This window comes from Pseudomonas sp. NPDC087690 (assembly GCF_044743175.1).
Classification (GTDB): Bacteria; Pseudomonadota; Gammaproteobacteria; order Pseudomonadales; family Pseudomonadaceae; genus Aquipseudomonas.
This window is the reverse complement of sequence record NZ_JBIUVX010000004.1, coordinates 176,468-186,825: the sequence shown is the minus strand read 5'-3', so window position 1 is coordinate 186,825 and position 10,358 is coordinate 176,468. Positions and strand designations below refer to the sequence as shown.

Here is a 10,358-nt window from a genome sequence, read left to right as displayed (position 1 = left end):
ATCGTCGACGCCATGCATCAGCGCGTCGCTTTCCTCCTGGGAGAGCAGCTCCGGCACGGCCATGTCGTGTTCCTACTGCAGTACGAAATTAGTGAAAAGCAACTGTTCGATCACCACTTTGCCCAGCTCTTTCTGCGCCACTTCCTGGACGCTGGCTGTGGCCTTCTGGCGCAACATCTCCTGGCCGACCGGGGTCGCCAGTGTGGCGAAATCCTGACCGGAGAAGAGCATCACCAGGTTGTTGCGGATCACCGGCATGTGCACTTTGAGCGCGTCCAGATCGGCCTGGTTACGCGCCAGCATGGTGAGGCTCACCTGCATGTAGCGCTGACGACCGTTCTGGTTGTAGTTGGCGACAAACGCCGGCGCCATCGGCTCGAAAATCGCCGGTTGCTTGCCGACGGGCGCTGCATCGGCGGCCTCGGCAGGCTTGCTCTGGGCACTGTGCATGAAGAACCAGGTCGCCCCCACGGATGCACCAATGGCCAATAGCAATGCCAGCACGATCACAATGATCAGCTTGAGTTTGCCTTTGGTTGCGGGGTCTTTCACTGCTGCTGTTTCGCTCTTCGCCATGCCAATAATCCGTCACTAATCGGGTTTTCACAGTCGCACGGCAAGGCAAGAGCAAGTGTTATGCCAGAAGTGTCAGTGATGGTGGAGACAACGCTAAAGTCAAAGGCACCCTCACCCCAGCCCTCTCCCGGAGGGAGAGGGGGCCGACCGAGGTGTCAGACGTCAAACATCGACCTCAAAGACTGAGTCGATTATGGATTTACAGCAGAAGTAGTGAGACATCGACCTGAAAGACCGAGTCGATTGTGGATTCACAGCAGAAGTAACCGGTCGGCGCACGTCCCGAGCACCCCCCGATCAGTCCCCTCTCCCTCTGGGAGAGGGCTAGGGTGAGGGGCTCTTGATTTGATCAGGCGTAATAGTCGACCGCGCTGCTGCCAATCACGCTGGTAGTTTGAGCAGCGGCTTCAGCAATGGCGGCAGGCGCCAATTCTTCATCCGCCGAATCGAGGCGACCGCCGGCCGCGCTGGTGCGGCCACTCTGGCCCTGCTGCGCCTGCTCCTGGCCTTGCTGGCCCTGCCAGCCACGGCTCTGGTCGGAGACATTGACGTCAACCTGGCCCATACCCTGCTGGTTGAACATGTCACGCAGGCGATGCATCTGGCCGTCAAGTGCTTCGCGCACACTTGGATGCGCGCTCATGAAGGTCACCTGTGTCTGCTGATCCGGCACCATGTTCACGCGGATATCCAGACGCCCGAGTTCGGCCGGCTGCAATTGAATGTCCGCCGCCTTCAGATTGGCGCTCGACAGATACATGACGCGGTTGACAATTTCTTCAGTCCAGCCGCTCTGATGCATGGCAATTGGTTGATTCACCGGTACCGCGTTGGCGGTCTTCGGTGTCGCGGCCTGAGTCAGTGCCGCCAGACGGTTGGCGAAGTCATCGACACGGGTATCGCTGGTCGCAGTCTTGAGGTCTTTGAGACCGTCATCGATCAAACCACTGAAAGCCTTGTCACCGCCCTGACTGGTGCTGTCCTTGTCGGCTTGCACGTCGAGCATACCGGCCATGCCGGCCGCAAAATTCTGCGCCGCCGTCAGCTCACCGTCGGCCTGAGCCTGAGCTGGCGAGGCTTTCGGTTGCGCCTGGCTGGCAGCGGAAATGTGCCCGCCCTGCTCCATCGCCATACGCACCACTGGCAGCGAGTCGAGGGGGTCCGCCGAAGGATCGAAATCACTGTCAGTGGCAGGCGCCGGGTCTTTGACCACGCTCGGCAATGCGGCGAGCGCAGGGGGGGCGGTTTCAGGCTGGGCGGTGGCAACCGGGGTCGGCACCACGGGCGGCGTGGTCACCGGCTGCACAGCGATTGCCAATGCCGGATCGAGTGCCGGGTCAACGGGCGCGGCATCAACCACTGCTGGCTGAGAAGTGTCCGTGCTGTCGTCGCTGCTGGCAGTGGTGTCATCGCTCGCGGCGGTTTTATCGGCTGGCAAGTCGTTGCCGCTATCGGCAACCGCCGGTTGCGCAGCGGCAGATGGATCCTTGCCAACGTCCTTTTTACCGCTGTTGTCAGCGACCTTGTCGCGCGGCGACTTGGGCGAATTGTCAGCGGCTGCAACAGGCTTGCTCGACCCCTGATCGGCGAACACTTTCGCGAAGCTTGAGGCTTTATCCCCGGTGTCTACGGCCATCGCCGACGTTTTGGCAGAAGCGGCTTGCGCCTTGGCCTGAGCGGCGTTTTGAAGAAGGATGTTGGGGGTCGCAGGCATGAAACGGTCTCCGCTGCACTGGGATCGTAGGTACAGTTGCGGAGATAACTGCAAGTGCCGGGCCAGTTTTGTCCGGCGCTTGATAAAAGCGCCGGACGGCGGGATCAGTGGGTGTGAGCGGGATGTTTTTCGCTTTCGTAAACCGGGCGAACTTCAGCAAATTCGCCACTGATCTCAGCGACCAGTTTGACTATTTCCGCCGGACTCTTGTCTTTGGCGTCCGATTCGAGTTCCTGGCAGAGTGCCGCCAAACGGACAGCGCCCATGTTGCTGGCGCTGCCCTTGAAACTATGGGCAACTTCCGACAACACCTTGGCATCAGAGGTCTTTTGCAACTCGCCCAAGCGACTTTCGGAATCCGCCAGAAAGGTATCCAGAAGCTCCGGATAACCCTCCTCCATGACTTCGCGCAGTACGCTGAGCGCCTCGCGATCAATATGTGTGTCAGCCACTTGTTCACTCCTTGATCAAGAATTGCGCGGATTATGCCTGAACCTCCCAGGAAAACTCCACGCGGGCACTACGACCTTCGTCCGACCAACTGGCGTTGCGCCCCAATTGCCGGACCAGGCTGACACCACGTCCCGACAAACGGACACCGTCCAGCGGTCGATCCATCACCCGCGCCACATCGAAGCCCTTACCACTGTCGTCCACCCGAATCACCAGACGACCGCCGTCGCCCTGCGGCTGCACCTGCAAATGCACGCGCACGAAACCGTCCTGCAACGCCTCCAGCCGATCGTTGCGCTGCTGATAGTAGCGAGCGAAACCCGCCGCATCGCGCTTGAGACTGGAATCCAGCCCGAGCACGCCGTGCTCGAGCGCATTGGAATACAACTCCGCCAGCACGCTGTACAAAGCACCACTCTGCGCCCGCAATCCATGCACCTCAAGCAGCAACTGCAGCAGGTACGGCAACGGATTGAAACGTTTGAGCGTGGCGCCGCAAAACTCGAAGCTTACCGACCAGTCCAGCGGGCACGACTGGCCGCTGTCGGAATACACCGGTGCCGAGGGCCTGACCTGCGCCGGCTCCAGCAGGCTAACCTCGACCATGCTGACGTCATCGCGCGCCTCGCCGCGAAAATCCCGCAGTGCCTGCTCGATGTCCTCGAACAAGCGATCCGGCTCGCGGTTGGCGGCGAACACCTGCTGCAAGCGCTCGACGCCGAACAATTGATCACTGGCATCGCTGGTGTCGATCACCCCGTCGGACAACAGGAAAACCCGATCACCGACTGCCATCGGATGAACTTCAGTGCAATCGTCGAACGCTTGGGGGCTGAGCACTCCCAACGGCAGATGCCGCGCGGCCAACGGCACGCGCTCGCCCGTGGCGATCCGGTGCAGATAGCCGTCGGGCATGCCGCCATTCCACACTTCGACCGAGCGCCGCTGAGAACTCAGGCACAGCAGCGTCGCGCAGCAGAACATGTCCACCGGCAGGATGCGCTTGAGCTTGGCGTTCATCTCGCGCAGGGTTTCGGCGAGGCCGTAGCCCTTGGCGGTCATGCCGTAGAACACTTCGGCCAACGGCATCGCGCCGACCGCAGCCGGCAACCCATGGCCGGTGAAGTCGCCGAGCAGCACATGCATGTCGCCGGCCGGGGTGTACGCCGCCAGCAACAAGTCACCGTTGAACAGCGCGTAAGGCGATTGCAGATAACGGATGTTCGGTGCACTGAGGCAGCCGGAGTGCGCAACCTTGTCGAACACCGCTTTGGCCACGCGCTGTTCGTTGAGCAGGTAATCGTGGTGTTTGGCAATCAGATCGCGCTGCTGCAGCACGGTCGCCTGTAACCGGCGCAAGCGGTCCATCGCCTTGATTTTGGCGGCAAGGATCACTTGGTTGTAGGGCTTCGCCAGAAAGTCGTCGCCGCCGGCATCCAGACATCGCACCAGCGCTTCGCTTTCAGTGAGCGAGGTGAGGAAGATGATCGGCACCAGCGTCTCGCCCGCCAGCGCTTTGATCTGCCGCGCGGCCTCGAAGCCGTCCATCACCGGCATCATCGCGTCCATCAGCACCAGATCGGGTCGCTGTTGGCGAAACAGATCGAGCGCTTCGGCACCGTTGGCCGCCGTCAGGACTTCGTGGCCCTGGCGACGAACGATGGTCGACAGCAATAAGCGATCGGCGGCGCTGTCTTCGGCGATCAGGATCGTCAGCGGCTCTTGCACCTGCATGGCCGTCAACTGATGTCGAAGAGTTTGTCGAAATTGGAGATGGCGAGGATCTTTTTCACGTCGGAGCTGCTGTTGACGACTCGCACGTCCGAGTTATCGCCGCCGGCGTGATCGCGCAGCAGGAGCAACATGCCCAGTGCCGAGCTGTCGAGGTAGGTGGCTTCTTTCAGATCGACCACAATGGATTCTGGTTTCCTGTCGAGCCGCTCATAAGACTCGCGAAATTCCTGATGGCGCCCGAAATCGAACCGCCCCTTGACCGAAATCGTCAGTTTTTGACCATCCGGAGATACTTCTGCAACGACTGACATTGACTGGCTTCCTTGTCATTGACGAACGTGTACAAGGTTTAGCATCTGGACAGGGTTGGGGCAAGGTCAGGAAGCCAGATCAAAAGATCGCAGCCTTCGGCAGCTCCTACACCGATCCCCTGCCGAAGGCTGCGATCTTTTGATTTTTGTTTCAGAACGGATTCTGTCGGGGCAATCGCTGCGACAGTTCATCAAGCAGCTTCTGCTCGCGCTTGTCTTCGAGGCGTTGCGCCTCTTCACGGTAGCGCTGCACCAGTTTGCGCAGGCCTTCGACTTTGGCGAATGCCTGTTGCCAGGCCTCACGCGCGTTGTCCAGATTCTTCTGGTGCCAGTTAAGGCTCTGCCGTTGCTGATCGACGGCGGTGTCGAGCTGCGCCAGAAAGCCCTGAAAACCCAGCAACCATTGGCCGGTCACGCCGGTGGCGCCGCGTACGATCCATTGCTCGGAGTAGTCCAGACGAAAGGCATTGAGGTCGGCCAGCTTGCTTTCTGCGACCTTCACTTGCCCCTGAAAGTAACCCAGGCGCTGCACAGCGGTTTTCTCGGCTTTTTCAGCCATGTCCACCACCGGCGCCAGACGCGCGGCTCGACTGACGGCGGCCATGAGCGGTTAACCGCCCGCCGCAGGTGCGAACAGCGTTTCGAGATAGGCCTGACTTTCACCCATGTTGATTTTGTCGTTGAGGCCCTGACGCTGATAGCGGACTAACTGCGGTTGCAGGGAAATCGCCACGTCGGTTTCACGGTCGCCGCCGGCCACATAGGCGCCGACACTGATCAGGTCACGACTCTGCTGATAACGCGACCACAGTTGTTTGAAATACTGCGCACGCTGCATGTGCTCCGGCGAAACCACCGCCGGCATCACCCGGCTGATCGACGCTTCGATGTCGATGGCCGGATAGTGCCCTTCCTCGGCCAGACGCCGGGACAGCACGATGTGGCCGTCGAGTACGCCTCGCGCCGAGTCGGCAATCGGGTCCTGCTGGTCATCGCCCTCGGACAACACGGTATAGAACGCGGTGATCGAACCACCGCCCTTCTCCGCATTACCGGCGCGCTCCACCAGTTTCGGCAGCTTGGCGAATACCGACGGCGGATAACCCTTGGTCGCTGGCGGCTCGCCGATGGCCAGGGCGATTTCCCGCTGGGCCTGAGCGAAACGGGTCAGCGAGTCCATCAGCAACAGGACGTTCTTGCCCTTGTCGCGGAAATACTCGGCGATGCGCGTGCAGTACATCGCCGCGCGCAAACGCATCAACGGCGCGTCATCCGCCGGCGAGGCAACCACCACGGAACGTTTGAGGCCTTCTTCACCGAGGCTGTGCTCGATGAATTCCTTGACTTCGCGACCCCGTTCACCGATCAGGCCGACGACAATAATGTCGGCCTCGGTGAAGCGGGTCATCATGCCCAGCAACACCGACTTACCGACACCGGTACCGGCGAACAGGCCCAGACGCTGGCCACGACCGACCGTCAGCAAACCGTTGATGCAACGGATACCGACGTCCAGCGGTTCGCTGATCGGGTCACGGTTGAGCGGGTTGATCGTCGGGCCGTCCATCGGCACCCAGTCTTCGGCCTTCATGCCGCCCTTGCCGTCCAGCGCACGACCGGCGCCGTCGAGCACGCGACCGAGCATGCTCATGCCCATCGGCAACCGACCGGTATCGGCCAGTGGCACCACGCGGGCGCCGGGGGCGATACCGGCGACACTGCCGACCGGCATCAGAAAGACTTTGCTGCCGGAAAACCCCATGACTTCCGCTTCCACCTGCGAGGGGTGATAGCTGTCGTCATTGATCACCAGACAACGTGTGCCCATGGCAGCGCGCAGGCCTTCGGCTTCGAGGGTGAGGCCGACCATGCGCAGCAGGCGACCTTCAAGAATCGGCGCGCCGGCAATCTCGGTGGCCTCAGCGTAAGTGCTCAGGCGCTTGGCGAAACTGGTGCGTTCAAGGCGCATCGGGTTCGTCCGCGAGCGGCTCTTCAGACGTGGCCGCCGGTTTCACGTCTTCGGGGATATCCAGAGTCAGATCCGCCTCGGCCGGGTGCAAGGCTTGCTCGTGCAACTGATCGAACAATTTTGCCATGACCTGGGCCACGCGGGTTTCGATGCTGGCATCGATGCGGCTGTGCTCGGTTTCAACCCGGCAACCACCCGGCAACAGCGATTCATCTTCGACAATGCGCCAGGTTTCCTCATGACGTTCGCGCAAAGCCTTGGCTTGCTCGAAGTCCTGCGGATTGACGTACAGGCGCACGTTGTCGACGCCCAGCGGCAACAGCTTGAGCGCATCGCGCATGACGTGTTCGATCTGGCTGGAATCGATGGCCAGTTCGCGCTTGATCACTTGTTTGGTGATGTGTTGCACGAGGTCGACCAACGACTTTTCGATCTGCGTGTCTTGCTCGGCGATGGGCTCGAACAGATTCGCCATCAACTGCTCAAGGCTGGCGAGTTTGGCGGTGAGCGCCACCTCGGCTTCTTGACGCACCTTGAGCGTGGCACTGTGAAAACCTTCCTTTTCGCCGATGCCGAAGCCCTCGTTGTAAGCCTCCTGACGGATGCTTTCGAGTTCTTCCAGAGTCAGTGGCTGGACTTCTTCCAGCGGCACTTCTTCCATTTCCGGCGGTTCGGGCTCCGGTTCAGGCTCGGGTTCCGGCTTCGGCGGGTCGAAGCTGGGCATGGCCCAGGATTCGAAACCACGGACATCGCGGGCACGGATCAGATCCGTCACATCGTCGTCGTGCTTGTCCATGGGCTTAGATCATTTCCTCGCCACCTTTGCCGCCGAGTACGATTTCGCCGGCTTCGGCCATACGACGGGCAATGGTGAGGATTTCTTTCTGTGCGGTTTCGACGTCGCTGACACGCACCGGGCCTTTGGCCTCGAGGTCGTCGCGCAACAGTTCGGCAGCACGTTTGGACATGTTCTTGAAGATCTTCTCTTTGACGCCCTCGTCCGAACCCTTGAGGGCCAGCACCAGCACGTCGGAAGACACTTCGCGCAGCAACGCCTGAATGCCACGGTCGTCGACATCGGCGAGGTTGTTGAACACGAACATGAGGTCTTCGATCTGACCGGACAGGTCTTCGTCGACTTCGCGGATCGAGTCCATGAGCTGGCCTTCGATCGAGCTGTCGAGGAAGTTCATGATGTCCGCCGCGCGCTTGATGCCACCCAGGGTGGTGCGCGAGGCATTCGAGTTGCCGGAGAACTGCTTCTCGAGAATCTGGTTCAGCTCTTTCAGTGCCGCTGGCTGCACGGTGTTCAACGACGACACGCGCAGGATGATGTCCAGACGCACTTTGTGGTCGAAGTTGCCGAGTACTTCACCGGCCTGATCCGGGTCGAGGTACGCGACCACGATCGCTTGAATCTGCGGGTGCTCGTAACGGATCACGTCGGCAACCGCGCGCGGCTCCATCCATTTCAGGCTGTCGAGGCCACTGGTGTTGCCACCGAGCAGGATGCGGTCGATCAGGCCGTTGGCCTTGTCTTCACCCAGGGCCTGGGTGAGCATTTTGCGCACGTAATCGTCGGAACCAACGCCGAGACTGGTCTGGTCGCCGACGATGTCGACGAACTCGCTCATGACCTGCTCGACCTGTTCGCGATGGACGTTGCCCATCTGCGCCATGGCTACGCCGACGCGCTGAACCTCTTTCGGGCCCATGTGGCGCAACACTTGTGCAGCATCGGTCGAACCCAGGGAGAGCAGCAGAATCGCGGCTTTGTCGACCTTGGTCAGTTTGACGGCTGCGGCTCGGTTATCACTCATCTGCGTTAATCCACTCTTTCACGACCTGAGCCACACGACCCGGATCCTCGGCCACAAGGCTCTTGATTGCATTCAGTTGCGCGTCATAACCCTCGCTCGGGCTCGGCAACAGAATGCTCTGCGGACCACCGAGGCTCACGCGGTCGTTGGAAAGTTCGCCGTCCAGGCCGCCCATCCCGCCGAGTTCCACGTCGCTGCCAAGACCGGCCAGCTCCTTGCCTTTGCCGCCGCCGGTAATGTTGTTGAGCACCGGACGCAGCACACCAAACACCAGCACCAGGATGAACAACACACCCAGCACTTGTTTGACGATGTCCCAGAACCATGGCTGGGAGTAGAACGGAATATCGGCAATCACTTCACCGCGCTCGGCGGAGAACGGCATGTTGATCACGCTGACGCTGTCGCCACGGCTGGCGTCGAAACCGACGGCGTCCTGCACCAGACGGGTGAAGCGCGCCAATTCGTCGGCGCTCCACGGCGCACGGGTGGTTTCACCGTTGGCCGCGTTGATCTTGACCTGATCGTCGACCACAACCGACACCGACAGACGATTCAGGCGACCCTGCTGCTGCTTGGTGTGGCTGATCGAACGGTCGAGCTCGAAGTTCTTGGTCGATTGTTGACGCTTGTCGGCCGGGTACGGCGCGAGCATTGGCTGGCCGGTGGCCGGGTCCATGATCTGCTGACCGTTGGCGTCAACCAATGGCTGACCTGGCTGCACCATGCTGGCCGGCGCGGCTGCGCCACCGGTGGTTTGCGGCGCAGAAGCCGGTGCCGGTGGCTGGTTGCTCAGGGCACCCGGCACACCTTGCGGGCCATTGCTGGCGGTGCGTTGTTCGTTGACCGACTGCTCGCTGCGCAACGCCGGTTGATCCGGGTTGAACTGCTCGGCAGTGGATTCGACGGCACTGAAATCGACATCGGCCGAGACTTCAGCCTTGTAGCGATCGTTGCCCAGTACCGGTTGCAGAATGTTGTGCACGCGCTGAGTGAGCATGCTTTCCATGCGGCGGCTGTAATCGAATTGCTTGCCGGCCATGGTCATTTCAGAGTTTTCCGCCTGATCAGAGAGCAGGTTGCCCTTCTGGTCGACGACGGTGATCTGCGATTTGCTCAACTCGGGAACGGAAGTCGCCACCAGATTGATGATCGCAACGACCTGACCCGGCTCCAGCGAACGGCCGCTGTACAGCTCAACCAGCACCGAAGCGCTTGGCTTGCGTTCGTCACGGACAAACACCGAGCTCTTCGGAATCGCCAGGTGCACGCGGGCACCCTTGACGTTGTTCAGGCTGGAAATGGTCCGCGCCAGTTCACCTTCGAGGCCGCGACGATAACGGGTCGCTTCCATGAACTGGCTGGTGCCCAGACCCTGTTCCTTGTCGAGGATTTCAAAACCGATGTTGCCATCGCTGGGAGTGACACCAGCGGCTGCGAGCTTGAGGCGCGCACGGGACAGATCATCGGCCTTGACCAGCAAGGCGCCGGAGTTCGGTTCGACGGTGTAAGGGATGTCGGCGGAGGCCAGGGTATCCATGACCTGCTTGGCGTCCATGCCGGCAAGGCTGCCGTACAACGGACGGTAATCCGGCTGCTGCGACCACAGCACCACGGCAAAGCCAATCGCCACGCTCGCAGCCAGGCCGACCAACAGGCCTACCTGACGCAGCATGGTCATCTCGGAGAGGTTTTCCAGGAAGGACAAGCCGAACAACGGCGGTTTGCCGTCTATCGGGGAGGCCTTGGCCGGAACATTATCGGCGACTGCTTCTGCCATG

10 protein-coding genes are annotated in these 10,358 nt (G+C 60.9%); all 10 read right to left on the bottom strand.

Annotated features, from left to right (window positions below; translation table 11 throughout):
* Positions 1-72: 72 nt before the first annotated feature.
* On the bottom strand, positions 73-576 hold the full coding sequence (fliL, locus tag ACIPIZ_RS09300; protein ID WP_064390867.1) for a flagellar basal body-associated protein FliL: 504 nt from the start codon (positions 574-576) through the stop codon (positions 73-75).
* Between the two features lie 349 nt (positions 577-925).
* On the bottom strand, positions 926-2,290 hold the full coding sequence (locus tag ACIPIZ_RS09295) for a flagellar hook-length control protein FliK (RefSeq protein WP_401165059.1): 1,365 nt from the start codon (positions 2,288-2,290) through the stop codon (positions 926-928).
* A 104-nt stretch (positions 2,291-2,394) separates the two neighbouring features.
* Positions 2,395-2,742, bottom strand: coding sequence for an Hpt domain-containing protein (locus tag ACIPIZ_RS09290; RefSeq protein WP_105709138.1), 348 nt, complete (start codon positions 2,740-2,742; stop codon positions 2,395-2,397).
* Positions 2,743-2,773: 31 nt separating this feature from the next.
* Positions 2,774-4,477 carry a SpoIIE family protein phosphatase gene (locus ACIPIZ_RS09285; protein WP_401165057.1) on the bottom strand — a complete coding sequence of 568 codons (1,704 nt, stop codon included), beginning with the start codon at positions 4,475-4,477 and terminating at the stop codon, positions 2,774-2,776.
* A 5-nt stretch (positions 4,478-4,482) separates the two neighbouring features.
* Positions 4,483-4,788: an STAS domain-containing protein gene (locus ACIPIZ_RS09280; RefSeq protein ID WP_064390863.1), complete on the bottom strand. Its 306-nt coding sequence runs from the start codon at positions 4,786-4,788 to the stop codon at positions 4,483-4,485.
* Positions 4,789-4,939: 151 nt separating this feature from the next.
* On the bottom strand, positions 4,940-5,392 hold the full coding sequence (gene fliJ, locus ACIPIZ_RS09275; RefSeq protein WP_064390862.1) for a flagellar export protein FliJ: 453 nt from the start codon (positions 5,390-5,392) through the stop codon (positions 4,940-4,942).
* Positions 5,393-5,398: 6 nt separating this feature from the next.
* Positions 5,399-6,757, bottom strand: coding sequence for a flagellar protein export ATPase FliI (gene fliI / locus ACIPIZ_RS09270; protein ID WP_122855452.1), 1,359 nt, complete (start codon positions 6,755-6,757; stop codon positions 5,399-5,401).
* Positions 6,747-7,553, bottom strand: a complete 807-nt coding sequence (fliH, locus tag ACIPIZ_RS09265) for a flagellar assembly protein FliH (RefSeq protein WP_122855453.1) — start codon at positions 7,551-7,553, stop codon at positions 6,747-6,749. The genes fliI and fliH overlap by 11 nt, the downstream gene beginning before the upstream one ends.
* A 4-nt stretch (positions 7,554-7,557) precedes the next feature.
* A complete protein-coding gene (gene fliG, locus ACIPIZ_RS09260; protein ID WP_039761172.1) occupies positions 7,558-8,577 on the bottom strand; it encodes a flagellar motor switch protein FliG in 1,020 nt (339 codons plus the stop codon).
* A complete protein-coding gene (gene fliF / locus ACIPIZ_RS09255) occupies positions 8,570-10,357 on the bottom strand; it encodes a flagellar basal-body MS-ring/collar protein FliF (protein ID WP_064390859.1) in 1,788 nt (595 codons plus the stop codon). The genes fliG and fliF overlap by 8 nt, the downstream gene beginning before the upstream one ends.
* Position 10,358 lies beyond the last annotated feature (1 nt).

Coding starts and splice junctions, on each gene's coding strand:
- fliL (WP_064390867.1), bottom strand. CDS start 576: ATGGCGAAGAGCGAAACAGCAGCAGTGAAAGACCCCGCAACCAAAGGC.
- ACIPIZ_RS09295 (WP_401165059.1), bottom strand. CDS start 2,290: ATGCCTGCGACCCCCAACATCCTTCTTCAAAACGCCGCTCAGGCCAAG.
- ACIPIZ_RS09285 (WP_401165057.1), bottom strand. CDS start 4,477: ATGCAGGTGCAAGAGCCGCTGACGATCCTGATCGCCGAAGACAGCGCC.
- ACIPIZ_RS09280 (WP_064390863.1), bottom strand. CDS start 4,788: ATGTCAGTCGTTGCAGAAGTATCTCCGGATGGTCAAAAACTGACGATT.
- fliJ (WP_064390862.1), bottom strand. CDS start 5,392: ATGGCCGCCGTCAGTCGAGCCGCGCGTCTGGCGCCGGTGGTGGACATG.
- fliI (WP_122855452.1), bottom strand. CDS start 6,757: ATGCGCCTTGAACGCACCAGTTTCGCCAAGCGCCTGAGCACTTACGCT.
- fliH (WP_122855453.1), bottom strand. CDS start 7,553: ATGGACAAGCACGACGACGATGTGACGGATCTGATCCGTGCCCGCGAT.
- fliG (WP_039761172.1), bottom strand. CDS start 8,577: ATGAGTGATAACCGAGCCGCAGCCGTCAAACTGACCAAGGTCGACAAA.
- fliF (WP_064390859.1), bottom strand. CDS start 10,357: ATGGCAGAAGCAGTCGCCGATAATGTTCCGGCCAAGGCCTCCCCGATA.